Origin of the sequence: Aquabacterium sp., from assembly GCF_044226965.1 — a bacterium.
Classification (GTDB): Bacteria; Pseudomonadota; Gammaproteobacteria; order Burkholderiales; family Burkholderiaceae_C; genus Pseudaquabacterium.
Map to the genome: position 1 here is coordinate 54,675 of NZ_JBGAGA010000011.1, position 26,516 is coordinate 81,190.

Consider the following 26,516-nt stretch of genomic DNA (forward strand, 5'->3'; position numbering starts at 1 on the left):
GTTTGTCTCCGCGGTGTGGTGGTGGTCAGGTCGGGGTCACGGCCAGGCAGCGCATCTTCGAAGGCGTGCGCTCATCGGCCAAGCGGTGAACCGGCATACGGCGTATCACGCGCCGTGATGGCGCCGTGCCGGGCAAGGAAACTAGTGGTCGCCGCGATCAGGCGCTGCGGCTGGTCGCGGTGCGGCGAGTGGCCGCAGTCGGGCAGCTCGAGCAGCTCGGTCTGCGGCACGCGGCGGGCAATGCCGCGGATCTGCTCCAGCGTGCCGTACTCGTCGTCCAGCCCCTGCACCGCGAGCAGCGGGCCGCGGATCGCGGCGATCTCGGCCTCGATGGTCCAGTGGCGGAACGGCGGGTGCAGCCAGATGCGGTTCCAGCCCCAGAAGGCCGAATCGGGGTCGTCGTGGTATCGGGCCAGCCGCGCACGCAGGTCGGTCTCGCGGTAGGCCGTGCGGGCCTTTTCGATGCTCGTGACCGAGACGTCCTCGACCAGGATGTGCGGCGCCAGCACGATGCTGCCGGCCACGCGATCGGGGAAGCGTGCCGCATGCAGCAGCGCGATCGAGCCGCCGTCGCTGTGGCCGAAGAGCCAGGGCTTGTCGCGCGAGGTGTCGATGTCCAGCGCCTGCAGCAGCGCGGGCAGCACCTCGTGCGCCTGGCGGTGCATGAAGTCCAGGTCCCACAGTTCCTCCGGCGCGCGCGGCGTCGAGCGGCCGTAGCCGGGGCGCGAATACACCAGGCCACGGCAGCCGGTGGCGTCGCACAGCGCCTGCGGGAAGTCGCGCCACATCGCCACCGAGCCCAGGCCTTCGTGCAGGAACACGATCAGCGGCGCGTCGCGGCGCTCGCGCGCCAGCCACTGGTGCTCGATGCGTACGCTGCGGCCGCGCCAGTCGAAGTCGATGAACTCGCTCACGACAGACGCACCCATCAGGCGTTAGCTTCGCGCTCGCGCAGCTTGAAGCGCTGGATCTTGCCGGTGGCCGTCTTCGGCAGGTCTTCCACGAACTCGATCTGACGCGGGTACTTGTAGGGCGCAAGCCGGTCCTTGACGAAGGCCTTGAGTTCATCCTCGGTGGCGCTGCCGCCGGGCTTGAGCACGACGAAGGCCTTGGTCTTGGTCAGGCCCTCGGCATCGGGCTTGCCGATCACCGCGGCTTCCAGCACCGCCGGGTGCTGCACCAGCGTCGCCTCCACCTCGAAGGGCGAGACGTAGATGCCGCTGACCTTCAGCATGTCGTCGCTGCGGCCGCCGTAGGTGTAGCTGCCGTCGGCGTTGCGGATGTACTTGTCGCCGCTCTTGGTCCAGCCGCCCTGGAAGGTCTCGCGCGTCTTCGCACGGTTGCCCCAGTACATCATCGCGGCCGAGGGGCCGTGGATGTACAGGTCGCCGGGTTCGCCGTCGGGCACCGGCTGGCCGTCGTCGCCGCGCAGCTCGATCTGGTAGCCCGGCACCGGCCAGCCGGTGCTGCCGTAGCGCACCTTGTTCGGCAGGTTCGAGATGAAGATGTGCAGCATCTCGGTGGAGCCGATGCCGTCGACGATGTCGACGCCGAACAAGTTCGGCGAGGCCAGCATGCCGGCAAAGCCGGTGGGGGCGCCGTAGAACACGGTCGGCTTCGCGCCGCCGATGCCGCCGGTCCAGCGCTTGAAGGTGGCGTCCGGCGTCGGCCGCTCGGCCATCAGCAGGGTGGTGGCGCCCACGCTCATCGGGAAGGTCAGCGCATTGCCCAGGCCGTAGGCGAAGAACAGCTTGGCGGCCGAGAAGCAGATGTCGCGCTCGGTGAGTTCGAGCACGCGGCGGCCATACAGCTCCGCGGTCCAGTAGGGGTTGGCATGCGAATGCACCGTGCCCTTGGGGCGGCCGGTGGAGCCGCTGGAGTAGAGCCAGAAGCCGGGATCGTCGGCGCCGGTGTTGGCCGGCTTCTGCATCGGGCTCTGCGCGGCCAGGAAGGCCTCGAAGTCGACCTCGGCCGGGTGCAGCGGCGCGATCGGGCGCGAGACGATGACCTTGCCGACTTCGTGATCGGATTTCACCAGCGCCGCGGTCAGCGTGGGCAGCAGGGCGCCGGACACCAGCACCGCCTGCGCGCGGCTGTGCTCCAGCATGTAGGCGTAGTCGTCGGCCGTCAGCAGCGTGTTCACCGCCACCGGCACCAGGCCCGCGTACATCGCGCCGAGAAAGCTCACCGGCCAGTCGTTGCAGTCCTGCATCAGCAGCAGCACGCGTTCCTCGCGCTTCAGGCCCAGGCCGCGCAGGCCGGCGGCCAGGCGCCGAACACGATCGGCCAGCTGGCCGTAGCGCAGCGTGCCGTGGTCGTCGATGAAGGCCGGCTTGTCGGCCCGCTGCGCATTCAGCGCCAGCAGGTGCTGCGCGAAGTTGAAGGGCTCGGGCGGCGCGGCAACGTTGGCAATGTCGGTCTGGGTCATCAGGGTCTCCTATCGCGCCATCGGTGCGGCCACGGGTTGGTGTCGGTCAGGCGAGCTGCGCCAGCACCGCGGTGCTGGCCTGCACCGCGCTGCGGCGGTGGTAGAAGTTCAGCGCCCGCAGGCCGCCGAGCTCCTCGCCGCCGCCGGCCCGGCCCGGGCCGCCATGCAGCGATTGCGGCATCACGTTGCCGTGGCCGGAGTGCAGCGCCGCGACGTCCGGGCTGATCACGTGCACGCGGCCGTGCAGCGGGGCCAGTTCGAGCGCGGTGTCGGCCAGCGCCTGCGCGTCGCTGCCGTACAGCGAAGCCACCAGCGAGCCCTGGCCGCGGCCGACCAGCTGCAGCGCATGCGCCGCGTCGCGGTAGGGCACCAGCGTGGCCACCGGGCCGAAGACCTCGGTGTCGTGCACGGTGGCGCTGGCATCGCTGCCGGCGGCGTTGCGCGTGCCCAGCAAGGTGGGGCCGACGCAGCAGGCCACGGCCGGGTCGGCCTCCACCAGTGCGTGGCGGTTGCCATCGTGCAGCGTCTCGGCCTGCGCCTGCAGGTGTGCCAGGCCTTCGCGCAACGCCAGCAGCTGCGCGCGGCTGACCAATGCACCCATGCGCACGGTCTCGTTGCGCGGGTTGCCGACGGTGGTCTTGGCCAGGCGCGCCGAGATGGCCTCGGCGGCCGCGCCGTACAGCGCTTCGGGCACGAAGACGCGGCGGATCGCGGTGCACTTCTGGCCAGACTTCTGCGTCATTTCGCGCGCCACTTCCTTCACCAGCAGCTCGAAGGCTTCGCTGCCGGCGGCTTCGCCGGGCAGCAGCAGCGCGCTGTTGATGCTGTCGGCCTCGATGTTCACGCGCACCGACTGCTGCGCCACCGCGGCATGCGAGCGGATCAGCGCGGCGGTGTCGGCCGAGCCGGTGAACGAGACCACGTCCAGCGGCTGCAGCGCGTCCAGCAGGCCGGCCGAGCTGCCGCACACCACCGAGAGCGCACCGGGCGGCAGCACGCCGGCCTCGACCACGTCCTGCACCATGCGCTGCGTCAGCCACGCGGTGGCGGTGGCCGGCTTCACCACCACCGGCACGCCGGACAGCAGCGCCGGCGCGGCCTTCTCCCACAGGCCCCAGCTCGGGAAGTTGAAGGCGTTGATGAACAGCGCCAGGCCGCGGCCGGGCACCAGCACATGCTGGCTCTGGAACAGCGGGTCTTTTGCCAGGCGGGCGGCCTCGCCATCCAGCAGGAAGCGTCGGTCGCCCAGGCCCTCGCCCAGCTTGGCGTAGGTGGACAGCGTGTAGATGCCGCCGTCGATGTCCACCGCCGAATCGTTCTTCACCGTGCCGCTGTTGGCGGTGGCGATGGCGTAGTAGTCGTCGCGCCGGGCCTGCAGCACCTTCGCCGCGGCGGCCAGCATCGCGGCGCGCTCGCGGTAGCTCAGCGCGCGCAGCGCGGCGCCGCCCACGTCGCGGGCGAAGGCGAAGCCGGCGCGCAGGTCGAGCCCGGTGGCATCGACGCGGACCAGTTCGGTGCCCAGCACCGGGTCGAACAGCGCGGTGCCGGCGCCGGTGCCGGCGACCCAGCGGCCGCCCAGGTGGTTGTTCAGCAGTTCAGTCATCGCGTGCTATTTCGTGAAGTCGATGGCGCCTTGCGGCAGCAGGTACAGCACCAGGGCGCGGCCCTGGCGTACGGTGGGGCGGTGCGCGCTGCCGGGCGGCATCACGACCCAGCCGGCGGGGCGGCCGTCGAACTGCGCATCGCCTTCGATCGGCATCACCAGGTCGATCTCGCCGTTCGGGTGCGTGTGGTGCGGCCCGGCGATGTCCTGCATGTCGACGACGTCCACCGAGAAGCCGTGCAGGTCGTCGGCCGGCTTGAAGATGCGGCCGTACTTGATGCCCCCGCCTTCGCGGTTGCACAGCCAGCCCGCGGCCACGCCGGCTTCGCAGCTGGCCTTCAGCTCGGCATAGCGGCTGCTGCCGGCGCCATGGTGCTGGTTCAGCCAGGCGTCCAAGGCGGCATCCAGCGGACGCCCGGCCAGCTCGGCGGCGATCTCGGACGTCAGGGCGGCAATTTGTGCGCGGAAGGTGTCGGGGGTCATGCGGACGGTCTCCGAAGCTGCTGTCTGCCTTGCCACTGCAGGGTTGATGCAGTATCGTGCATGCACTTTAGGGCGGCACACGACGCGATGTCAAGCACTATATTGCCTGTATCCGGGTTAACACCCAACGACAACGAAGCCGAGGGCGAGGGCGGCAAGCACCCCTTCCTGCTGGCGCTGGGCGAGCGCGTGCGGGCGCTGCGCGCGCGCCGCGGCTTCACGCGCAAGGCCCTGTCGGTGGCGGCCGATGTCTCGGAGCGGCACCTCGCCAACCTGGAATACGGTGTCGGCAATGCCTCGATCCTGGTGCTGCTGCAGGTGGCCAAGGCGCTGCAATGCTCGCTGGCCGAGATCCTGGGCGACGTGACGACGCAGTCGCCCGAATGGCTGCTGATCCGCGAGCTGCTGGAGCAGCGCGACGAGGCCACGCTGCGCCGCGTACGCGAGGCCATCGGCGAGCTGCTGGGCACGGGCGGCGCGCATGGGCAGGGCGGCAGCACACGCAGCCAGCGCGTGGCGCTGATCGGGCTGCGCGGCGCCGGCAAGTCCACGCTCGGCCGGCTGCTGGCCGAAGACCTGGGCTACCCCTTCGTCGAGCTGAGCCGCGAGATCGAGCAGTTCGCCGGCTGCAGCGTCGGCGAGATCCAGGGCCTGTATGGCCAGACCGCCTACCGCCGCTACGAGCGCCGCGCGCTGGAAGAGGCGATCCAGATCCACCAGGAGGCGGTGATCGCCACGCCGGGCGGCATCGTCTCCGACCCGTCCACCTTCAACCTGCTGTTGGCGCACTGCACCACGGTGTGGCTGCAGGCCGATCCGCAGGACCACATGCAGCGCGTGCGCGCGCAGGGCGACCTGCGGCCGATGGCCGCCAGCCGCGAGGCGATGGACGACCTGCGCAGCATCCTGGCCGGGCGCGCGGCCTTCTACTCGAAGGCCGAGCTGCACGTGGACACCAGCGCGCAGGACCTGACGGCCACCTTCCAGCTGCTGCGCCGCCAGGTGCGCGAGGCGCTGGCGCTGCCCGCCTGAGCAGAACAGGCAATAAAATGCATCAAAGTGCTTGACGCCCGATCCAGACAGGCACTATCATGCATTCATTGCTGCAGCGTCCTGCAGCTCGACCGCCCGACCAGGAGAGTGCCGTGACCCCAGCCGTCGACTACCAGACCCATCCCTCGCAGTACCGCCACTGGAAGCTCAAGTTCGAAGGGCCGGTGGCCACGCTGGCCGCCGACTTCGACGAGAACGCCGGCCTGCGCCCGGGCTACAAGCTCAAGCTCAACAGCTACGACCTGGGCGTGGACATCGAGCTCAATGACGCGATCAACCGCATCCGCTTCGAGCATCCGGAAGTGCGCACCGTGGTCCTCACCAGCGCGAAGGAGAAGGTGTTCTGCTCGGGCGCCAACATCTTCATGCTGGGCGTCAGCAGCCATGCCTGGAAGGTGAACTTCTGCAAGTTCACGAACGAGACGCGCAATGGCCTGGAAGACTCCTCGCAGCACAGCGGGCTGAAGTTCCTGGCCGCCGTCAACGGCGCCTGCGCCGGCGGCGGCTACGAGCTGGCGCTGGCCTGCGACGAGATCATCCTGGTCGACGACCGCTCCAGCGCCGTCAGCCTGCCCGAGGTGCCGCTGCTGGGCGTGCTGCCCGGCACCGGCGGCCTGACCCGCGTGACCGACAAGCGCAAGGTGCGCCACGACCTGGCCGACATCTTCTGCACCACCACCGAAGGCGTGCGCGGCCAGAAGGCCAAGGCCTGGCGCCTGGTGGACGACATCGCCAAGCCGGCGCAGTTCGCCGCCAAGGTGCAGGAACGCGCGCTGCAGCTGGCCGCGCAGAGCGACCGCCCGGCCGATGGCAAGGGTGTGGCGTTGACGCCGATCGAGCGCAAGGTCGAAGCCGACGCGCTGCGCTACCCCAACGTCACGGTCGAGATCGACCGCACCAGGCGCACCGCCACCTTCACCGTGCGCGGCCCGTCCGGCGCGCAGCCGACCGACATTGCCGGCATCGAGGCCGCGGGCGCCGGCTGGTACCCGCTGCAGCTGGCGCGCGAGCTGGAGGACGCGATCCTCTCGATGCGCACCAACGAGCTCGACATCGGCACCTGGCTGATCAAGAGCGCCGGCGACCCCGCCGCGGTGCTGGCGATGGACACCACGCTGATCGCGCACCGCAGCCACTGGCTGGTGCGCGAGACCATCGGCTACCTGCGCCGCACCTTCAGCCGGCTGGACGTGTCCTCGCGCAGCCTGTTCGCGCTGATCGAGCCGGGCTCGTGCTTCGCCGGCAGCTTCCTCGAGCTGGCGCTGGCCTGCGACCGCAGCTACATGCTGGTGCTGCCGGACGAGCCGCAGCGCACGCCGCGCATCGCGGTGGAAGAGGCCAACTTCGGCCTGTACCCGATGGTCACCGGCCAGAGCCGCCTGGAGCGCCGCTTCTACGGCGAGGCCGCCGCGCTGGAACCGATCCGCGCGCGCGCCGGCGAGCTGCTGGAAGGCGACGAGGCGATGACGCTGGGCCTGGTCACCAGCAACCCCGACGACATCGACTGGGCCGACGAGGTGCGCATCGCCATCGAGGAACGCGTGGCGATGAGCCCCGATGCGCTGACCGGCATGGAAGCCAACCTGCGCTTCAACGGCCCCGAGAACATGTTCACCCGCGTCTTCGGCCGCCTGACGGCCTGGCAGAACTGGATCTTCCAGCGCCCCAACGCCGTCGGCGAGAAGGGTGCGCTCAAGGTCTACGGCAAGGGCGACAAGGCCGCCTTCGATTGGAACCGCGTTTAAGCGCTAACGAGGAAAAGACATGTCCACGATCAACTACAGCGAGAAGATCCCCAACAACGTCAACCTCGCCGAGGACCGCACGCTGCAGCGCGCGCTCGAGCAGTGGCAGCCCAACTACCTGCAGTGGTGGGACGACATGGGGCCGGAAGGCTCGCAGAACTTCGACGTCTACCTGCGTACCGCGATCAGCGTCGACCCGCAGGGCTGGGCGCAGTTCGGGCACGTCAAGATGCCCGACTACCGCTGGGGCATCTTCCTGAACCCGGGCGAGAAGGACCGCAAGATCCACTTCGGCGACCACAAGGGCGAGGATGCCTGGCAGGACGTGCCCGGCGAGCACCGCGCCAACCTGCGCCGCATCATCGTGACGCAGGGCGACACCGAGCCGGCCTCGGTCGAGCAGCAGCGCCACCTGGGCCTCACCTGCCCGAGCCAGTACGACCTGCGCAACCTGTTCCAGGTGAACGTCGAGGAAGGCCGCCACCTGTGGGCCATGGTGTACCTGCTGCACAAGTACTTCGGCCGCGACGGCCGCGAGGAAGGCGAAGCGCTGCTCGAACGCCGCTCGGGCCAGGAAGACAACCCGCGCATCCTGCAGGCCTTCAACGAGAAGACGCCGGACTGGCTGAGCTTCTTCATGTTCACCTACTTCACCGACCGCGACGGCAAGTTCCAGCTCTGCGCGCTGGCCGAGAGCGCGTTCGACCCGCTGGCGCGCACGACGAAGTTCATGCTCACCGAAGAGGCCCACCACATGTTCGTGGGCGAATCGGGCGTGAGCCGGGTGATCCAGCGCACCTGCCAGGCGATGAACGAGCTGAAGACCGACGACCCCGCCAAGCTGCGCGCGGCCGGCGTGATCGACCTGCCGACGATCCAGCGCTACCTGAACTTCCACTTCAGCGTGACGATCGACCTGTTCGGTGCCGACCAGTCCAGCAACGCCGCCATCTTCTACAGCTCGGGCCTGAAGGGCCGCTACGAGGAAGGCAAGCGCGCGGACGACCACGTGCTCAAGGGCCAGCACTACAAGGTGCTGGAGGTGCAGGGCGGCCAGCTGGTCGAGAAGGAAGTGCCGATGCTCAACGCGCTGAACGAAGTGCTGCGCGACGACTACATCAAGGACTCCGTCGGCGGCGTCGAGCGCTGGAACAAGGTGATCGAGAAGGCCGGCATCCCGTTCCGCCTGAAGGTGCCGCACAAGGCCTTCCACCGCAACATCGGTGCGCTGGCCGGCGTGAAGGTCTCGCCCGAGGGCCTGCCGATCAGCGAAGCCGAATGGCAGGCCAAGGTCAGCCAGTGGCTGCCCACCGAAACCGACCGCGCCTTCGTCGCCAGCCTGATGGGCCGCGTGGTCGAGCCCGGCAAGTTCGCGAACTGGATCGCCCCGCCGGTGATGGGCATCAACCGCCAGCCGGTGGATTTCGAATACGTGCGGTTCAACTGACGACGAGGCCATGATGGACATGCCGGTGGCCGGGCTGCTGAAGCAGCACCTGATCGATCCCGAGATCTGCATCCGCTGCAACACCTGCGAGGCCACCTGCCCGGTGGGCGCGATCACGCACGACGATCGCAACTACGTGGTGATGGCCGACAAGTGCAACTTCTGCATGGCCTGCATCGCGCCATGCCCCACCGGCTCCATCGACAACTGGCGCACCGTGGTGCAGGTGCGCGCCTACAGCGTGCAGGACCAGCTGGGCTGGGACGAGCTGCCGGCCGAGCTGGGCAACGATGAACTGGCGCAGCAGATGGCCGAGGCCGGCATCGTCGGCGAAGCCGCGGTGCTGCCGCCGGCCGAAGCGCCGGTGTCGGCCGCAACGGCCGAGGCCACGCCCGGGGCTGCCGCGCCGTTCAACTCGGCCGCCTGGGGGGCCACGCTGCCGCCGTGGTCGGCCGCGCATGCCTACACCAACCTGTACGGCCCGAAGGCCGCCGAGAAATCGGTGACCGCCACGGTAACGGGCAATGTACGTGTCACCCAGGTCGGCACCGAGTACGACACGCACCACATCGTGCTCGACTTCGGCGCCATGCCCTTCCCGGTGCTGGAAGGGCAGAGCATCGGCATCGTGCCGCCGGGGGTCGACGCCAACGGCCGCCCGCACCACCCGCGCCAGTATTCGATCGCCAGCCCGCGCAACGGCGAGCGGCCCGGCTACAACAACGCCTCGCTCACCGTGAAGCGGGTGCTGGAAGACCACCAGGGCCGGCCGGTGCGCGGCGTGGCCAGCAACTACCTGTGCGACCTGCAGGTGGGTGACACCGTGCAGGTGATCGGGCCCTTCGGCACCAGCTTCCTGATGCCCAACCACCCGCGCAGCCACATCGTGATGATCTGCACCGGCACCGGCTCGGCGCCGATGCGCGCGATGACCGAATGGCGGCGGCGGCTGCGCCAATCGGGCAAGTTCGAGGGCGGCAAGCTGATGCTGTTCTTCGGTGCACGCACGAAGGAAGAGTTGCCGTACTTCGGCCCGCTGCAGAATCTGCCGAAGGACTTCATCGACATCAACTTCGCGTTCAGCCGCACGCCCGGCGCGCCCAAGCGCTACGTGCAGGACCTGATGCGCGAGCGCGCCGCCGACCTGGCCACGCTGCTGGCCGACCCGCAGGCGCACTTCTACGTCTGCGGCCTGAAGGCGATGGAAGAGGGCGTGGTGCTGGCGCTGCGCGACGTGGCCACGCAGGCCGGGCTGGACTGGGAAGCGGTGGGCGCCACGCTCAAGCGCGAAGGCCGGCTGCACCTGGAGACTTACTGAAGTCCCGATCCGGCCCGGCCGTGATCTGCGGCAACATCGGTCCCCTGTCCGCTGCGCCCCCGTGCGCGATCCAGGAGACCCATGTTCCGCCACAAGTACCTCGACCATGCCGAACTCCAGGCCCAGCTGAAGGCCTGGGCCCAGGCCCACCCCGACATCGTCCGCCTGGGCGTGCTGGGCCACAGCGCGGCCGGCCGCGAGATCCCGCTGCTGACCATCGGCCACCGGCCGGACGACCAACGTCCCGCCGTCTGGATCGACGGCAACATGCACGCCAGCGAGGTCTGCGGCTCCAGCGTGGCCCTGGCCATCGCCGAGGACATCCTGGCGATCCACGGCGGCGCCAACGAAGCCGGCGGCAAGCCGCTGGCGCCGGCCCTGGCGCAGACGATCCGCGAGACGCTGTTCTACGTGGTGCCGCGCATCTCGCCCGACGGCGCGGAAGCGGTGCTGAAGGTCGGCCGCTACGTGCGGTCGAGCCCGGTGGACGACCGCCAGCAGCAGGCCCATGCGCACTGGGTGGCCGAGGACATCGACGGCGACGGCCATGCCGGCTACATGCGCCGGCAGGATCCCGACGGCGAACTGGTCGAACTGCGCGGCGACGATGGCCAGCCGCTGCAGCCGCCGGTGATGGTGCCGCGCATGCCCGAGGACGAAGGTCCGTTCTACCGCCTGTACCCGGAAGGCCGCATCGCCAACTTCGACGGCCGGCGCATCCCGGCGCCGCACTTCCTGTCCGACAACGCCTACGACTTCAACCGCAACTTCCCGTACACCTGGGCGCCCGAGCCGCAGCAGGACGGCGCCGGCCCCTACCCGGGCAGCATGCCCGAGACGCGCGCGGTGCTCGAGTTCGCGACGAAGCACCCGAACATCATGGTGTGGCTGAACCTGCACACCTTCGGCGGCGTGCTGATCCGCCCGCTGGGCGACAAGCCCGACAGCAAGATGCACCCGGTGGACCTGGGCATCTACGAGCAGGTGGAAGCCTGGATGACCGAGCACACGGCCTATGCCACCGTGAGCGGCTTCCACGAGTTCCTGTACGAACCCGAGAAGCCGCTGCACGGCGACCTCTCCGACTACGCCTACCACCAGCGCGGCGCGCTGGCCTACGTGGTGGAGCTGTGGGACCTGTTCCACCAGCTCGGCATCGAGCGCAAGAAGCCCTTCGTCGACCACTACGTGAAGTTCACGCGCGAGAACATGCGCGCGCTGGCCGACTTCGACCGCCAGCACAACGCCGGCCGCGTGTTCAAGGCCTGGCAGAAGGTGCAGCACCCGCAGCTGGGCGAGGTGGAGGTGAACGGCTTCGACCCGCGCGTGGGCATCTGGAACCCGCCGTTCGAGCGCCTGCCCCAGACCTGCCAGGCGCAGAGCGCCGCCTTCCTGCGGGTGGCGGCGCTGGTGCCCAAAGTGAGCGTCCAGGTCGTGAGCCAGGAACGCAGCGGCGACCACACCCGCACCGAGCTGCGCATTGCCAACCACGGCTACCTGGGCACGGTGGGCGTGCCCTCGGCCAAGGACCTGCCGCATGCCGAGCCGCTGCGGCTGACGGTGCAGGCCCAGGGCGCGACGCTGCTGGCGCCCAGCGAGGCGGTGGTCGAGATCGGCCACCTCGGCGGCTGGGGCGCCGGCCTGTACGGCGGGCCCAGCGTGTTCTCGCCCTGGACCGGCGGCAACGCGCACGAGCGCTTCGTCACGCTGGTCAGCACCGGCAGCGGCACGCTGGCGGTGACCGTGGGCAGCTGCCGCGTGGGCACGCAGCGGCTGGTGGTGAACCTGCCCTGACAAAAAAATCGGCGCGCGTCGGGAACCGGCGCGCGCCTGGCGTTACAGAGCGGGCATCGCCTCCTGGAGTGCCCGTGATGCCCGCTTCGTTCCATCGACTCGCCGCCGCCGTGCTGGCGGCCGCGGCCGCGCTGCCCGCGTTGGCCAACCCGGTGCAGATCACGCCGGGTGGCAGCTTCTTCAACTCGTATGCCGCCTCGGTCAGCGACAACGGCCAGCGCATCGCGTTCTACTCGGCCAGCAACATCACCGGCGCCAACACCGACAACAGCTTCGAGATCTACCTGTACGACCGGCCGACCAACACGGTCACCCAGGTCAGCAACTTCGGCGGCGGCGCGCTCGCCGGCGGCAACCAGGTGCCGGTGCTCAGCGGCGACGGCAACCGGCTCTCCTACCAGCACTTCGAGACCCAGCCCAACAACACGGTGAACTTCCAGACCGTGCTGTACGACCACACCACGAAGGCCAGCACCACCGTCACGCCCATGGCGCTGTTCGGCGGGACCAACGAGCTCAGCCGCGACGGCAAGACCATCGCCGTGGCCACCGGCAACACCGGCCTGCGCCTGTACGACACCGCCACCGGCGTGCTGGGCGGCACGATCGCCGGCAACACCTTCGGCACCGCGATGAGCCGCGACGGCTCGCGCATCGCGTTGGAAACCTTCGGTGCGCTGAGCGTGAAGGACCTGCAGACCAACACCACGATCAACATCACCGGCTCGGGCGCCGGCTTCAACCTGCACCCCGATTTCAGCGACGACGGCAGCAAGCTCGCCTTCACCTCCACCTACGACCCGCTGGGCACCAATGCCGACCACAGCGCCGAGGTGTTCCTGTACGACCTGACGACCAACAGCGTGCGCCAGCTCACCGCCAGCAGCGGCAACGTGAACACCAGTTCGGGCGTGAGCCTCAGCGCCAACGGCAGCCGCGTGGCCTTCAGCTCCTCGGCCGACCTGCTGGGCACCAACGCCGACGGCAACCAGGAGATCTTCGTCTACGACCTGGTCACCAACGTGCTGCAGCAGGTGACGCAGACCAGCGGCGGCGACTACAACTTCGAAGCCGCGCTCAGCGGCGACGGCCTGACGCTGGCCTTCACCTCCTCGGCCGACTTCAGCGGCAGCAATGGCCGCCACGTGCCGCAGATCTTTTTCGAGACCCTGGCGCCCAGCACCACCGTGCCGGAGCCGGCCTCGCTGGCGCTGGTGCTGGTGGCGGCCGCTGCCGGCTGGGGCGCGCGGCGGGTGCCGCGCCGGGCCTGAAGCCACGCGGCTGGCGCGAGCCTTGGGTTAGGCTCGCGCCCCATGAAGATCACCATTCTCGGTGCCGGCGTCATCGGCACCACCACGGCCTACTACCTGGCCAAGGCCGGCCACCAGGTCACGGTGCTGGAGCGCCAGCCCGGCCCGGCGCTCGAGACCAGCTTCGCCAATGCCGGCGAGGTGTCGCCCGGCTACTCGGCGCCCTGGGCCGGGCCCGGCGTGCCCCTCAAGGCCATCAAGTGGCTGCTGATGCACCACAGCCCGCTGGTCATCAAGCCGATGCTCGACGCTGCGATGTGGCGCTGGGGCGCGGCCATGCTGCGCAACTGCACCGAGGCGCGCTACCGCGTCAACAAGGCGCGCATGGTGCGGCTGGCCGAGTACAGCCGCGACTGCATGGTGCAGCTGCGCGCGGACACCGGCATTGCCTACGACGAGCGCATGCAGGGCACGCTGCAGCTGTTCCGCACCCAGAAGCAGCTGGACGGCACCGCCAAGGACATCGAGATCCTGCAGCAGTACGGCGTGCCCTACCAGCTGCTGGACCGCAGCGGCTACCTGCAGTACGAGCCCGCGCTGGCCGAGGTGCAGGAGAAGTTCGTCGGCGCTTTACGCCTGCCCGGCGACGAGACCGGCGACTGCTTCCTGTTCACCAACCGGCTGGCCGAGCTGGCCCAGGCCGCGGGCGTGCAGTTCCGCTTCGGCACCCCCATCCGTCGGCTGGTGGCCGAGGGCGGCAAGCTCAAGGGCGTGGAGACCGAGGCCGGCCTGGTCAGCGCCGACCGCACGCTGCTGGCGCTGGGCAGCTATTCCACCGCCATGCTCGCGCCGCTGGGCCTGCGCATTCCGGTGTACCCGGTGAAGGGCTTCTCGATCACGGTGCCGATCACCGACGCGCGCCAGGCGCCCGAGTCGACCATCATGGACGAGACGCACAAGGTGGCCGTCACGCGCCTGGGCGACCGCATCCGCGTGGGCGGCACCGCGCAGCTCTCGGGCTTCGACCTGCGGCTGGACGAAGGCCGGCGCCGCACGCTGGAATTCGTCGTCACCGACCTGTTCCCCAAGGGCGGCGACGTGGCCAAGGCCAGCTTCTGGACCGGCCTGCGCCCGATGACGCCCGACGGCACGCCCATCGTCGGCCCCACCCGCATCGAAGGCCTGTGGCTGGCCACCGGCCACGGCACGCTGGGCTGGACCATGGCCGCCGGCACCGGTCGGCTGCTAACGGACTGGATGGACGGCCGGAAACCCGAGATCGACACCGAGGGGCTGACGATCGAGCGCTACGCGGGCTGAGGCCGCCGCACGCCACTCACCCACCCGCATCCCCCTCCGCAAACGCCAGCGCCGCCACATCCGCATCGGCCAGGTGGGCGCCGGCCGCGCGCAGGCGGGTGAAGGTGGCTTCGTCCAGCTGGGCCTGCATCAGCGCCAGGCCGCGCTCGGCAATGCGCACCTCGTTGGCTTCGGGCGTGAAACCGCTGCGGGCGTAGGCCGCGTCGCCATAACCCCGTAACAGAGCGGCACAGCGCGGGCGCTTTTCCAGCGCGGCCAGCAGCGAGAGGCTGTCGGACCACGAGTCCTGCAGGTCGAACAGTGGCGCCATCGGCCAGCCGCGCTGCGCCACCTGGCGCGCCAGCGCGGTGTCGTCCAGCGCCAGGCAGGCAGCGGTCAGGTTCAGCCGCGCGAAGGCTAGGTTCGATTGCGCCGCGCGCAGGCCGGCCAGCCGCTGCTCCAGCTGCAGGCCGTGGCGCACCGCGTCGGCGGCGCGGCCGGCGGTGAGCGCCAGGTCGGCCAGGTTCAGCAGCGCGGCATTGATGCCGGCGCCGTCGCCCATCGCCTGCGCCAGCACCAGGCAGCGCTGCGCGGCGGCCGAGGTGGCCTCGACATCGCGGCAGAACAGTTCCAGGAAGAACTCGGCCCGCGCGCCGGCATGCAGCACGCGCGGCGGCCAGCCGGGCTGTTCCAGCGCCTGCAGCCGCTGCAGCGCGGCGCGGTGGACCGGGTAGGGCGCCTCGGCTTCGGGCGTGCGGTTCAGCACCCCCACGGCCAGCGCCAGGTAGCAGCCCTGCGGGTCGCCCAGGCGTTCGAAGCGGGCCAGCGCTTCGTTGGCGGCCGCGATGCTGGGCACCGGCTTGTGCAGCGCCCAGAACGCCGCGCAGGCCAGCGACCAGCGCGCGCGCAGCGTGTCGTCCAGCGCCTCGGCCGCCGGGCTTGCGGCCAGCGCGCCGGTGGCTTCCCACATCGCCCGCGCCTCGGGCCGGCGGTCGCGCGTCAGCGCCAGGTCCATGCCGGGGGCCATCGCCAGCGCCAGCGCGGGGTCGTGCGCCAGCGCCCAGGCCATGGCTTCGCGCACGTTGTCCAGCTCGGGTTCCAGCCGCGCGCAGGCCGCGTCCAGGCCGATGCGGCCGGCCCAGGCCTGCGCATCGGCGTCGGCCAGCAGGTGCGCCACGGCGTGGGCATGGCGGCGCCGCAGCGCGGGCTGCTCGCCGGCCGCCGCCAGCTGCTCCAGCGCATGGGCGCGCGCCGTCTCCAGCAGCCGGTAGCGCGGCGGCGGGTCCGCGGCATCGGCCAGCGCGCCGCCGGCAATGCCGTCGGTGGTGACCAGCGACCGCTCGACCAGCACGCCCAGCGCGTCCACCACGTCCCAATCGTCCAGCGCGGGTTCGGCGGCGCTGCCGGGCGTGCCCGGCGCATCGGTCACCACGGCCCGCGCCATGTCCAGCGTGAAGCCGCCGGCAAACACGCCCAGGCGGCGGAAGGCCCGCTGCTCCGCGGGCTGCAGCAGCGCCAGGCTCCAGTCCAGCGCCGCACGCAGCGTCTGCTGCCGCGGCGGCGCGCCGCGCTGTCCGCGCGTGAGCAGCCGCAGCCGCTCGTCCAGCGAAGCGGCCAGCCGCGCCATGCCCAGCAGCGGCAGCCGCGCCGCCGCCAGCTCGATGGCCAGCGCCAGGCCATCGAGCCCGGCGCAGACCTGCCGCACCGCGGGCAGGTTTTGCTCGGTCAGCATGAACAGCCGGTCGGCCGCCTGCGCGCGCTGCGTGAACAGGGCGATCGCGCCATGGCCGCGGGCCTCGGCCAGCGGCACCTCGTCACCCGGCACCGACAAGGGCCCGAGCCGGAACACATGCTCGGCCGGCAGTTTCAGCGGCACCTGGCTGGTGACCAGTAGGTGCAGCCGCGGCAGGGCCTCCAGCAGCGCCTGCACCACCCGCGCCACCTCGTCGGCCAGGTGCTCGGCGTTGTCCAGCACCAGCAGCGCATCCAGCGGCTTCAGCGCGCTGACCAGCCCGGCCAGCGGATCGCCATTGCCCAGGCCGATGCCCAGCGCGCTGGCCATCGCGCCCACCACCAGCGCGGGGTCGGACAGGCCGGCCAGCTCGACCCAGCAGGCGCCATCGGCATGCAGCGGCTGGCGCACCTGCTGCAGCCGCTGCGCCAGCCGCGTCTTGCCCATGCCGCCAGCCCCGACGATGGTGACCAGCGCCTGCGTGCCCAGCAGCGGCACCAGCGCGTCCAGGTCGGCATCGCGGCCGATCAGCGCGGGCAGCTGCGCGGGCAGGTGGCTGGCCAGGCGCGGGCGCTGCGGCGCCGCCCCGTCCGCAGCCGCCGGCTGCTGCTGCGGCGGCGCCACCCCCACGGCCGGCGCCGGCCCCGTGGCCGCTGCGCTGAAGCGATAGCCATGGCCGGGAATGGTGATGATGGCCTCGGGCCCCAGCAGCTTGCGCAGCGCCCAGATGTGCACCTGCAGGTTGTTTTCCTCGACCACCGTGTCCGGCCACACGATGTCCAGCAGCTCGTTCTTGCCGACGATGCTGCCGCGGCGCTGGGCCAGCGCCAGCAGCACGTCGAGCGCGCGCGGCCCCAGCCGGGCCGGCTCGCCATCGGCCCACAGGCGGCGCTGCGACAGGCTCAGGCGGAAGCGGCCGAAGACCAGGTCCTCGGCCGCGCCGCCGTCAGCTTCAGTAGGGCCGGCCATCCTTGTGCGTGAAGCGCCACTGCCCGTCCTGCAGCACGGCCTGCAGGTCGTCGTCGGGATAGCTGCCCTCGTCGCCGGGCGTGCGGTCGCCGATCTCGAGGTACAGCACCGGCTGGTCGGTCTCGTTCACCAGCTGGTGGCCATTGCCGCTGCCGGCCTTGAAGCCGGCCACCATGCCCGGTGCCAGCGGCGTGGCGCCCTCGTCGGTGCGCAGCGTGGGGTGGCCTTCGAGGATGTAGACGAACTCGTCCTGCAACGTGTGCGCATGCCGCAGCGCCGAGATCGCGCCCGGCGCCAGCTGCGTCAGGTTCACGCCGAAGTTGCTCAGGCCGAACAGGTCGCCCAGCGGGCGCTTCAGCCGCCCGCCCATGCGCGAGGCGAACGGCTCGGGGTAGTTGCTGGGCTTGAGGCGTGGGGGCGCGTCGAGGGCGCGCAGGGCGACTGGTTTGGGGGTGGGGGTGGTGCTCATGGCGACGTTGTAGCGCAAGAGCGGTGGGCGGGGCGCGCGGGGGACATGTCGCTGGGATCGGCCGACTGGCTGAAGCGCGTCGCAGGTGGCAGGGCAGGGCAGCGAGTAAGCTCGTTCGCCAGAGTCAGCGCCCCATCGGAGCGTCCCATGCCCATCCCTGCCACCGTAGGCGCCTTCGCCATCGTGCCGAGCAACGACCTGGCCGCCGCCGTGCCGTTCTGGGAGCGCCTGGGCTTCGAGCGCACGGGGGGTGATGCCCACTACATCATCATGACGGGCTGGGGCTGCGAAGTGCACCTAACGCAAGCGGGGAGCGGCCCCTGGCGCGTGCCAGAAGAGCACAACCCGTTCGGTGTCTTCATCCGGACGCCGGAGGTCGATGCCATCGCCGCGAGGGTAGACGACCTCATCATCCGTCCCGGCGGCGTCTTGCGTCACCGCGAATGGGGGCTCTACGAGGTCGGGGTCTGTGGTCCGGACGGCCTTCTGGTCCGCATTGGCTGGCCATCGCGCCTGATGCAGGACAGCGCGGCGCAAGGTCGTACGTGACGGCGGCTCTCGCGGTCGGATCGCGGACGAGTGCGGGGCGGCCTCCTTGCTGCCGAGAATCTGCCGCCGCTTGAGACTCATCGTCGACATTCGCGCCGCTGCTTCTGCATATCGGCATTCAGCCAATTGCGGTCATTCAGTTTCGAGGAAGGACGCTAGGTGAGCGTCGGATGTCGAGGTACTGCAGACATGACCTCGGGACCGTGTGCGACTTGAAACGCAGAACGGATGCCGAAGCACGCCTGCTGCATGCCAACTGCCGGGGCAGGGCTGGCAATCTAGCCGACCTCGACGTCGGGCAGCAAGGCCCTCAGGTTTTGCAGCATCTGGTCGCGGACCTGCTGTCTTGAGAGCCCCCAGACTTCGGCAAGAGGACTGCAAACCTCCCAGGCTTGCCATGGCATTAAGGGTACCCCCTGCATTAGGGTAAACGGGCCGTCAGTCTCCGGAAGGACGCGGTTGCTCGGCATGAGCGCAGCCAACTGTCGACCTCGGGCGCTCCGCAGCATTGCTGGACCGACGCTGAACCAAGCATCTAGGCTGACGGCCGTTTGCAGCTCTCCATGGCTGCCGGAAAACCAGTGAAGCACCGGCGTACCCGCGCTCCGGTTGCGGACGAGTATGGCGAGCACCTCTGCCTCCGCCCCGCGGGAGTGGATGCTCATGACACGACCACCTTCGGCACGACAGGCTGCTACCGCAGCCTCAAACACTCGCCGTTGGATCGGCAGCGAGTCTCGGAACCGCGGCGACCCGTCCAGCCCAATCTCACCTACCAAATATGACTGGCGAACGAGGGCAACGAGTTGCTCTAGCTCGGTGGCCTTCGCAGCAGCCACCTCCGGATGCAGCCCAAGCCCCACGTGAATGTTCGGCCTGCCTTGAAACACCCGTGAGGTGGCGATGAATGCGCGCGGACTAGTCGTGACCGCGAAGGTGAAGACGTTTCGCCGCTCTACCTCAGGCAGCAAGGAGAGGGCGCCTGGATACAGGTCCAGGTGGCAGTGAAAGTCAATCACAGGACGCCTTGGTTCCTCAGCAATGACCCAAGCTCTTGTAATCCACGAACGACCACACGCTCGTACCCAGCGCGCTCGGAGGGCGCGGCAAAGCTCAACTGCCCGGCGGTTAGGCTTCGAGGGCCGTCTCGCTCTAGGCGAAGCACCGCGGCAGCTACAGCTCCGATGTCATTCGCACCGGACTTGCGCCCTGCCACTCGAAGATTTGGAAAGTAGTAGGCCTGCGTGGTGTCCGGGATACCGGAGGCCAAGAATGACGCGCGCCTGACTTGGCACGGCACACATCGCCCGCAGTGCGTGTAGTTGTAGTAGCCATAGCGGCCACAACTGGTGGACCTTCCTACGAGCCGGGTCAGCAGCCCTCGGTTCGAGCACTCTGCCAGCAGTTCGCCCTTTGTCTTGAAGGCGTACGGGCGCACCAGCGAGACGGGGAGACTCAGCGACGACAGTACCTCCTGGAGCTTTGTGAGAAAGACAGGATGGGTAGTCTTTGTGCTGAGGCTTCCAGTTCTTCCGGCGTTCAGTGGCACATTCAGGCCAATGAACCCGTTTTCCGGCACGTAGACCGGGACTGTTCCACCGGTCTGCGCGTGGAGTTCCGCGGCAGCGAGAACCGCGAACGCAAAGAACACGATGGACCGGGCTCGTGTTGAACGTTCTGTCGTGTGGTTGACGCGGATGTTCTGGTTCCACTGGAAATGCCTCTCGGAGCCACCTAGCTGCCGCGCATAGTGCATCTGCGTTTCCGAGTCCCCCTTTGCCATCTGCGACACATAAAGGGGACGCGCGCCTCCTGATGCAAGGTCGATGCCGCCGACCAGGCTATCAACACCGCCCGACAGGAGCGACACACAGTCCGCTTCGTAGAGCACCGGTGCCGTGGACCTTGGAGCGGGCTCTCCGCCCTCGACGAAGTCGAGCGTCCAAAAGTCTCCTGTGAGATATCTGAGCATGCCCTCCAGGGTCGTGGAGATTGCCTGGAACGGTGCGGGGTCCGCCAAGGCAACGGATAGTTCCATCACCCGAGTCCAGCCATCAGGAGATCGACTGCGCGCTACTGACTGGTCTGCGGCAGACACTGCCAGCGAGAAGGTAGTGAAGTCCCAGGCCGTCGCGGGCGGACAAAGGCCATTCTTGTCGAGGTCATAGAGGAGGCCAGTGCCGACTGTGCTGACGCGCTCGCTCCCCGAGCTCCGATAGACGGTGAAGTAGTCAACGCCCGGCAGCAGCTCGTCGGGCAGCTGGTCCGGGTGTACGCAGACGACTCTTGTCATACAAGACCCTCGTACACCTGGAACGTCAGACGCAGTGTTTCGCGCATGAGGCCATCGAGTTGATGCTGGCTTGGGTTCGGAGTTGCGCGGCGTAATTCGGCAAGCTGAACCCCAATCTCGTTGCGTACGAACTGCCGCATCTCCATCTCGCGCTGTACAGCCAAAGCCGGGGTCAGCTTGGCACTCTCGAATGCCTGACCCATGTCGAATCGCAGCCGGCTGCAAACCTCCTGGCTCAGGTAGAGCTGCATCAAGGTCCACGTGTTATCCGCATTCATGCGCAGCGGGTCGCAGTCAGGGGACAGCACCATCAAATCAGACAGCGCAATGGCCATCGAATCGCGAATCGCCTCTTCGTCGGTGCTGCCGCCCGGAGGCATGATGGCCTCCACAATGGCATCGACGACAGCGTCTGCTGAGGGTGCCGACGCCAAGAGGTCACTGACCCACCGGCGGACCTCGGCCGTTGCGCCGCTGCCGACCTGCTGCAGGAAGGAAACGAGGCCCGCGCCAGCGCGCGTCGAGGCGCGCATCCTATTGGCAGCCTGCCCGGAGCCACCCATGCCACTTCGAGAGTAGTGGCCGATGGCGCGGCCTAGGGACTGGGTGTCTCCTGAACGGGCGAACGAGGAGAGGTTTCGGCGTGCTGACCCGAAGCGTCCTGCCGCCGCAACTTGCGGTGGCGGTGCAGCAGGCCCAGGAGTCCCGGGCGGTGTGTTCGGCCCCTGCGGAGCATCCTCGCCATTACCAGGCTGCGCGTAGCCACCGGGAGGTGAGCTTCCCGGGCCCGCGCCACCACCGATGTCATCGAGCCAGGGCGGGTCGAGGCTTACGCCAGGCCCAGGGCCGGCGCTTGAGGTTGACGTACCCACGCTTACTTCCCCCTGAGCCCGAGCAGCCTGCGCAACTGCTCGGGTGTCTCCTTGTCGTCCTTCCACTGTGCCACCAGTTCGGTCGCCCACGGCTTGCTCACGAGAAGCGGGCCCACCTGTGGCGGCCGCTGCTTTGCGCCAATCTCTCGCAGCGCTGCGACCAACTGGCCGCCGAGATTCGGATGCGCGTCCGTGCAGTTGAAAAAGCGGGCGACCGAGGCGCCGCTCCAGTTGTCAGACCTTGCTCGGCGAACCAACCGATTGAGTACACGTTCGGCTTCCTGCTCGGAGAGAGTCCTGAATTGCGCGACAAGTCCAGGCAACACCTGGTCTGCCTTCAATGCACCCTCCAGCACAGCGCGTGCCTCCTGTGACATCTCGTCATAGGACGCCAAGGATGGTGCGCGGTCGCGGCTGAGATAGAGGAAGGGCTTCAGGTTTGTCTTGGCAAGCGGCGGGTCGAGCTTCAGCCACTGCTCGTAGAAGTTGCCTGCCCAACTGGGGTCTGGAGGAGACTTGTATTCTTCCCCCTTCCGCAGCGCAGACTCGATGTCAGCAAGACCGTCGAGGTGCCCTTCATCGTGCGACGAGACCTTCTTGGCCAGGTACTCGAACGCGGCGCTTGAAGCGCAACGCTCGAACAGCTGCATCTTCACGAGTGCGTCGAAGCCTGTGGTCATCCCCTGCGCCTTCGCAAGCGTGTCTCGAATAGCCAGGTTGTTCAGGAAGCGCTTGATGAGGCGCGGATTGCCGGCAATCTGCTCTGCGCTGACGAGCAGGGGCGCGAGCTGCTCTGCCATGTCGAGCTCGGTAGCCACCGATGTGGCGCTCTCGCCGAAGGCGCGCTTTAAGACATCGTGTGTGATGCCCCCAGACCATGCACGCTTCAGCGACTCAAGCAGCGAGGCCTGGGCGGTGGCGAGTGCCTGGGCTTTCAGCTTCCCACGTCGCTCGGCTAGCTCCGCCAAGAGCAAGGCCACGTAGACCTTCACCTCATTGATGCCGAGGCGTGGAACGCGCAGCGGCACCTGGATGAGCTTGTCGAAGTAGCTGGTGACGAGGTCGTCCGAGATGTCGGCGCTTCCAAAGTGCACGCGCACGGCGGTTCGAATCATCTGCTCGTCCGCGGCGATGATGAAGGCCGTCCGGGGCACATACAGGAGCAGCCGCATCGCTTCAAGGGTCGCGATTGCAGTGTTCGGCAGGCAACGGTCCAAGTCGTCCACCAAGACGACGAGCGTAACCTTGAGCTTCTCAAGTATGTCCTCGAACGCGTTTCGTAGCCCCTGGATTTCCTTTGGCAAAGAATCCGCAGGCCGCTCCTTCAGCACATTCGCAAGCTCGGGCTGGAGCTGTGCATACGCTTCCTTGAGCGAGTTCAGCTCCCTTTCGCGGCTGGCGTCGTCGACGCTGCGCATGAGGCCGCCGGCGGCGCCAATCAGGGCGCCAAGTGGCCCGCCGAGTGCCGTGCCGGCTACCAGGCCAGCAATGGTCGGCATCGCGATTCGACCCAGCTTGAGCCATTTGACGCGGTGACGCAGCGCAAGTACCTCCTCAACGAAGGACTTGCGTTCCTGAGCCACTTCGAGCAGGCGGTCCGTCACGGACTGGAGGAGCGCTTGGCGAGCGTCGTCAAAGCCCTGATACAGCCAAGCGTTGAACTCGAGAAAGATGTACTTCTTGCCCGCGTCCTTTTCAACTTCGAGGGTCGCGCCGACCAGCTTCACGAGAGAGGACTTTCCTGCACCCCACCCGCCGGACACACCGATGGTCACGGGCGCTCCGCGCGAGTCACGAATCAGCTCGGCGGCCGCGTTCGCGACCAGCGTGAAGTTCAGCAGGTCGACCTTGGCCTCGCAGTCCTGCCACATGCTCGTCTCCTCCGTCGTTGTGATGATGTACTGGACTACACGCGGGCTGCCCATGCAGTCAGAGCCGCCTGCAGCTCCTTCACAGCCGGATCTACGATGCCCATCTCTTCGAGCTTCGAAGCGATCCCGAAGACGTAGTTGATGCCGGTGCCATCCGTCCCTTGTGCCGACAGGATCATGCGTACTCGCTCGTCGAAGCTCAGTTCGCCGCACAGGTTCTTTCCTGTGTACAGCGGGACGAACGCTTCGACAGTTTCACCGCTGGCGATGTGGATCGGGAGCGGCTGCAGCGCGAAGTTCTTGCCTTCGCGCTCGCCGAGGTAAGCCAGCAGCCCGTCCTTGCTGGCCGCAGGGAAGGCAAACGCCATTCCCCGGCATGTTGCGGTCGGGTCTGGCAGCAGATTCAGCGTCGGGCACGGCGCGGCCTTTGTGCCCCAGTTTCTCTGCGACAGCTTGTTGAATGCACGGCGGTAGCCGGGCAGTGTCGCGACAAGCTTGTCCAGGCAGCTAAGACGGGCTTCCCAACCATCCCACATCAGCGAGCCGTAGCCGAATGCCCAAACGCGCCCGTCGCCAGCATTGCTTCTCGTCATCACTGCACCTGCGTGACTTTCGATCCGAAGAAGCGCAGGACCTTGGTCGTGCGGCCGTTGAGGATCGGCAGCTCCTCGCGGTTGCACCAGCCGATCAGCTCCTGCACGTTGGCCCGGCCAAACTCATTGAGCTTGTAGCGTGGGTCGTAGATCAGGCTCGCCATCCGCTCGACGATGTCACCATCGCCGAAGACGAGGTAGGCGAGGGACTCTCGCGCGCGCTTCGGATCATTGGATTTCGGGAAGACCTCGCGCCAGGTCTTGAGACCGCCCTCGAAGAAGCGGAAGCGGTCGTGGAAGCTGTGCAGTGTCGCCAGGGCGTCGAACAGCGTCCCGTCGTCGGCCGCCATGAGGGAGGCCCGGTCCGCAAACACGCGCTTCAGGCGCGGGTAGTTCTCGCCGACGATCTTGTTCACGAAATGCGGCCAGGGCGTCTCCTTCCAGCGCTCGATCAGTGCCCGGATCAACGGCTCCTGTTCGGCGGGCGTCCGGTACGGTCCGGTCTGCCAGGATTCGCCGATCGCCTCGCGTTCGCGTACAAAGCTGATGAAGGAGTCGATCTCAAGGCGCAGCGGGATGTCGGCTTCGCTTGCCTTGCGGTAGCCGCTCGCCTCGTAGACGCGCCGAACGAGGCTGAACGCGGCGACGCCTTCCTGATAGGCCCTGCGGAAGTGTGAGAGAAAGAGCGACTGCGTGGCAGGCTTCTTCTTGCCACGGTCGATGTTGTTAGGTGAGGTATTGCCGAGCTTCTCCGCCGCCTCGCGCGCCAGCATCTCGGCCGCGTTGTCGTGCCTCTCGAACTGGCGGTACAGCTCCTCGTAGAGCTTCAGCATCTCGGGCGTCGGCACGTCGGCCCCGTCCCAGTAGTCCTGAAAGATCGCCGCCAGCTCGACGAAGCGCTCGTCCTCCGCCTTGATGCTGACCATCACTTCCTGGTTTCCGGTGATCGCAGCATTGGTCAGATTGGCCGAACCGACGAGGGCGATCTGGTCGCCGAAGATGTAGAGCTTGGGGTGAAACGTGCGACCGCTGTAGACGCGGAGCTTCACATTCGGGTGATCCCTGACCTTGTCCAGCGCATACGGGTTGGTCGGGAAGCCCAGCCGCACGATCAGCCAGACACTGCAGCCGTTCTCCAGAAACCGCTGCACGACCTCGGCCTCGGTAAAGAAGGCGACCGCGACGAACACGTCCCGGCCTTCAACGCCACAGCGCTGCAGCTCATTGGTGATGAAGTCACGGTGCGCGGTCCGATTCGCAAAAACGCCCTCCATACAGCAACACTCCTCGTCGTAGCATTCTTGCCGCTAGCCCCTTGTCAGCGTTCGTCCAGCCCCTGGAAGAACGCGCAGGGCATGTCGGGCGAAAGAAAAGTGAGGGGGTTCTGCGGCCCCAAAACGGACTCCGGGAGCGCCGCTGCCATCGCTTCCATGACGACTGCGGGCCGGTCGTCGAGACCGGGCACCAGGCCGTTCTGCGCGCCCTCGCGGAAAGCTTCAATGATCTCGATGAGTTTGGCTTCACCGAGGACCGCAGGCAGCGTGACCCGAAATGTCTTCGCGCCGCTGTCGACGCAGAGATGCACGGCGTGCTTGTGCTGCGCCTCCGTCCATTTCAGCAGCCTGCGGTAGTCGTAGTGCCACTGGCCGCGGACCACGATGTTCACGTCATAGAGGAAGCCCGGCTGGTGTGCGATGGGGACCCTCCACATGGCCCACGGCATCCGCAGGATCTCGACCGTCATCGTGAACCGCTCGGCGGGATCGGCATGGCCAATGCGCGCCCATTTCTTGTCTTCAACTTCCGTCCACGCGAAGAGATCGAAGGGGAGGAAGTGCGCGACGACTGGATCATTTGACTGCGGCAGCACAGGATGCGCGTCGTTGTATGACGTGGAGAAGCGCCAGAAGCCCTGATCGATGTCGCGAAGGAACTGCCTGACGCGCGCCAGGTCGTCGCGGTGCAGGGTACGGAAGTGCGCGACCCGGTGCCGGATCGCGACCACCTCTTCAAGCTTCGCTTCCCAGATCGTCCTCGGCGGCAGGTACGCCTCGAACAGGTGCCAATGGTCGGCGACGACGCGCTGCAGCTCAGAAAGCTGGACGAAACTCAGCACGTCGTCCTCCGGCGTCGGCATGTGCGTCATCCGCTTGTCGTTGGTCTTGGGACCGACCGCCTTTCCCGCCCTGATCTTTGATTCCCAAGCATCGCCGTCGAGCGCGCGAAGCTGCACGTAGACCAGGCGGCGGAGCCAGGTTTCCAACTGCCAGAGATGCGCGTAGGCCGCGAGCACGTCGGGCGAAAGTTCCGAGATGCCGAAGAGCGGTCCTTCCGTTTGGTCCGTCATCGCACGTGTACCTCCCTCATCCTCACCCTATAGCACAGCACGCCAGGGCGCTGTCTTCGTGCTCCACACCAGAAGCCGGACTCTAACGCTGCTGCAGATTGACCTCTGAGCTTGGTTCCGCACCGTCCCGTCACGCGAGATCGGGGTGGTGCGGGACGACGCGTTCCCGCGAAGTCACGTCGCTCGGCCCGACGCCTCCGCTATCCCATCTGAGCAAGGAATGTGCAGAGCGTCATTAGTGACCGGATTGGAGCGATTTTACGGATGACCATTCATGGCCGGTGCCGTGAGTTGACTCCCTGCCTGCGTTGGGTACTTGCGCTGGCGTGTTCCGACAGAAGACTGTTGGCGGATGGCACGCGCCAGTGTTCTCGGTGCAACGACCGCTTTGACCCGGTCGA

The 26,516-nt window shown here is 68.1% G+C and carries 21 protein-coding genes; 8 read left to right on the forward strand and 13 right to left on the reverse strand.

Annotated features, from left to right (window positions below; translation table 11 throughout):
- Positions 1–71 precede the first annotated feature (71 nt).
- From ACILR4_RS07305 to ACILR4_RS07320, 4 genes are read right to left on the reverse strand one after another with little or no spacing between them, the layout of a single operon-like run.
- Positions 72–929: an alpha/beta fold hydrolase gene (locus ACILR4_RS07305; protein WP_395700182.1), complete on the reverse strand. Its 858-nt coding sequence runs from the start codon at positions 927–929 to the stop codon at positions 72–74.
- Complete coding sequence (locus ACILR4_RS07310; protein WP_395700183.1) at positions 929–2,428, reverse strand: benzoate-CoA ligase family protein; 1,500 nt, start codon at positions 2,426–2,428, stop codon at positions 929–931. The genes ACILR4_RS07305 and ACILR4_RS07310 overlap by 1 nt, the downstream gene beginning before the upstream one ends.
- Positions 2,429–2,474: 46 nt before the next feature.
- Entirely contained in the window at positions 2,475–4,031 is a 1,557-nt protein-coding gene (locus tag ACILR4_RS07315; protein WP_395700184.1) for a 3,4-dehydroadipyl-CoA semialdehyde dehydrogenase, read from the reverse strand.
- Positions 4,032–4,037: 6 nt separating this feature from the next.
- Positions 4,038–4,514: a DUF4863 family protein gene (locus ACILR4_RS07320; RefSeq protein WP_395700185.1), complete on the reverse strand. Its 477-nt coding sequence runs from the start codon at positions 4,512–4,514 to the stop codon at positions 4,038–4,040.
- An 87-nt stretch (positions 4,515–4,601) separates the two neighbouring features.
- Between ACILR4_RS07320 and ACILR4_RS07325 the strand changes: the two genes are divergently transcribed.
- From ACILR4_RS07325 to ACILR4_RS07355, 7 genes are all read left to right on the forward strand, one after another.
- Positions 4,602–5,546, forward strand: a complete 945-nt coding sequence (locus tag ACILR4_RS07325) for a helix-turn-helix transcriptional regulator (protein WP_395700186.1) — start codon at positions 4,602–4,604, stop codon at positions 5,544–5,546.
- A gap of 59 nt (positions 5,547–5,605) precedes the next feature.
- The gene (gene boxC / locus ACILR4_RS07330) at positions 5,606–7,312 is read left to right on the forward strand and encodes a 2,3-epoxybenzoyl-CoA dihydrolase (protein ID WP_395700187.1); all 1,707 of its coding nucleotides are present in this window, start codon (positions 5,606–5,608) and stop codon (positions 7,310–7,312) included.
- Positions 7,313–7,331: 19 nt separating this feature from the next.
- Positions 7,332–8,759 carry a benzoyl-CoA 2,3-epoxidase subunit BoxB gene (gene boxB, locus ACILR4_RS07335; RefSeq protein WP_395700188.1) on the forward strand — a complete coding sequence of 476 codons (1,428 nt, stop codon included), beginning with the start codon at positions 7,332–7,334 and terminating at the stop codon, positions 8,757–8,759.
- A gap of 13 nt (positions 8,760–8,772) precedes the next feature.
- On the forward strand, positions 8,773–10,077 hold the full coding sequence (boxA, locus tag ACILR4_RS07340) for a benzoyl-CoA 2,3-epoxidase subunit BoxA (protein WP_395700227.1): 1,305 nt from the start codon (positions 8,773–8,775) through the stop codon (positions 10,075–10,077).
- Positions 10,078–10,158: 81 nt separating this feature from the next.
- Complete coding sequence (locus ACILR4_RS07345; RefSeq protein ID WP_395700189.1) at positions 10,159–11,871, forward strand: M14 family metallopeptidase; 1,713 nt, start codon at positions 10,159–10,161, stop codon at positions 11,869–11,871.
- Positions 11,872–11,948: 77 nt separating this feature from the next.
- Positions 11,949–13,142 (forward strand): PEP-CTERM sorting domain-containing protein, encoded by a 1,194-nt coding sequence (locus ACILR4_RS07350; protein ID WP_395700190.1) that lies wholly within the window; start codon positions 11,949–11,951, stop codon positions 13,140–13,142.
- 42 nt (positions 13,143–13,184) lie between these two features.
- Positions 13,185–14,441, forward strand: coding sequence for a D-amino acid dehydrogenase (locus tag ACILR4_RS07355; RefSeq protein ID WP_395700191.1), 1,257 nt, complete (start codon positions 13,185–13,187; stop codon positions 14,439–14,441).
- 16 nt (positions 14,442–14,457) lie between these two features.
- Here ACILR4_RS07355 and ACILR4_RS07360 read toward each other — a convergent pair whose 3' ends face one another.
- On the reverse strand, positions 14,458–17,121 hold the full coding sequence (locus ACILR4_RS07360; protein WP_395700192.1) for an ATP-binding protein: 2,664 nt from the start codon (positions 17,119–17,121) through the stop codon (positions 14,458–14,460).
- Positions 17,105–17,590, reverse strand: a complete 486-nt coding sequence (locus ACILR4_RS07365) for a cupin domain-containing protein (protein ID WP_395700193.1) — start codon at positions 17,588–17,590, stop codon at positions 17,105–17,107. The genes ACILR4_RS07360 and ACILR4_RS07365 overlap by 17 nt, the downstream gene beginning before the upstream one ends.
- Positions 17,591–17,737: 147 nt before the next feature.
- On the opposite strand from ACILR4_RS07365, the gene ACILR4_RS07370 reads away from it, so the two are divergent.
- Complete coding sequence (locus tag ACILR4_RS07370; protein WP_395700194.1) at positions 17,738–18,139, forward strand: VOC family protein; 402 nt, start codon at positions 17,738–17,740, stop codon at positions 18,137–18,139.
- 278 nt (positions 18,140–18,417) lie between these two features.
- On the opposite strand, the gene qatD is transcribed toward ACILR4_RS07370, so the two are convergent.
- The 7 genes from qatD to ACILR4_RS07405 form a co-directional block, all read right to left on the reverse strand.
- Positions 18,418–19,158 (reverse strand): Qat anti-phage system TatD family nuclease QatD, encoded by a 741-nt coding sequence (gene qatD / locus ACILR4_RS07375; RefSeq protein WP_395700195.1) that lies wholly within the window; start codon positions 19,156–19,158, stop codon positions 18,418–18,420.
- Positions 19,155–20,432 (reverse strand): Qat anti-phage system QueC-like protein QatC, encoded by a 1,278-nt coding sequence (gene qatC, locus ACILR4_RS07380; protein WP_395700196.1) that lies wholly within the window; start codon positions 20,430–20,432, stop codon positions 19,155–19,157. The genes qatD and qatC overlap by 4 nt, the downstream gene beginning before the upstream one ends.
- Entirely contained in the window at positions 20,429–20,995 is a 567-nt protein-coding gene (gene qatB / locus ACILR4_RS07385; protein WP_395700197.1) for a Qat anti-phage system associated protein QatB, read from the reverse strand. Before qatB ends, qatC begins: the two co-directional genes overlap by 4 nt.
- Positions 20,996–21,306: 311 nt before the next feature.
- Positions 21,307–23,175, reverse strand: coding sequence for a P-loop NTPase fold protein (locus ACILR4_RS07390; protein WP_395700198.1), 1,869 nt, complete (start codon positions 23,173–23,175; stop codon positions 21,307–21,309).
- 35 nt (positions 23,176–23,210) lie between these two features.
- Positions 23,211–23,768: a gamma-glutamylcyclotransferase gene (locus ACILR4_RS07395; protein WP_395700199.1), complete on the reverse strand. Its 558-nt coding sequence runs from the start codon at positions 23,766–23,768 to the stop codon at positions 23,211–23,213.
- Positions 23,768–25,042, reverse strand: a complete 1,275-nt coding sequence (locus tag ACILR4_RS07400) for a phospholipase D-like domain-containing protein (RefSeq protein WP_395700200.1) — start codon at positions 25,040–25,042, stop codon at positions 23,768–23,770. The genes ACILR4_RS07395 and ACILR4_RS07400 overlap by 1 nt, the downstream gene beginning before the upstream one ends.
- 44 nt (positions 25,043–25,086) lie before the next feature.
- Positions 25,087–26,115, reverse strand: coding sequence for an SAV2148 family HEPN domain-containing protein (locus ACILR4_RS07405; RefSeq protein WP_395700201.1), 1,029 nt, complete (start codon positions 26,113–26,115; stop codon positions 25,087–25,089).
- Between the last annotated feature and the right edge of the window lie 401 nt (positions 26,116–26,516).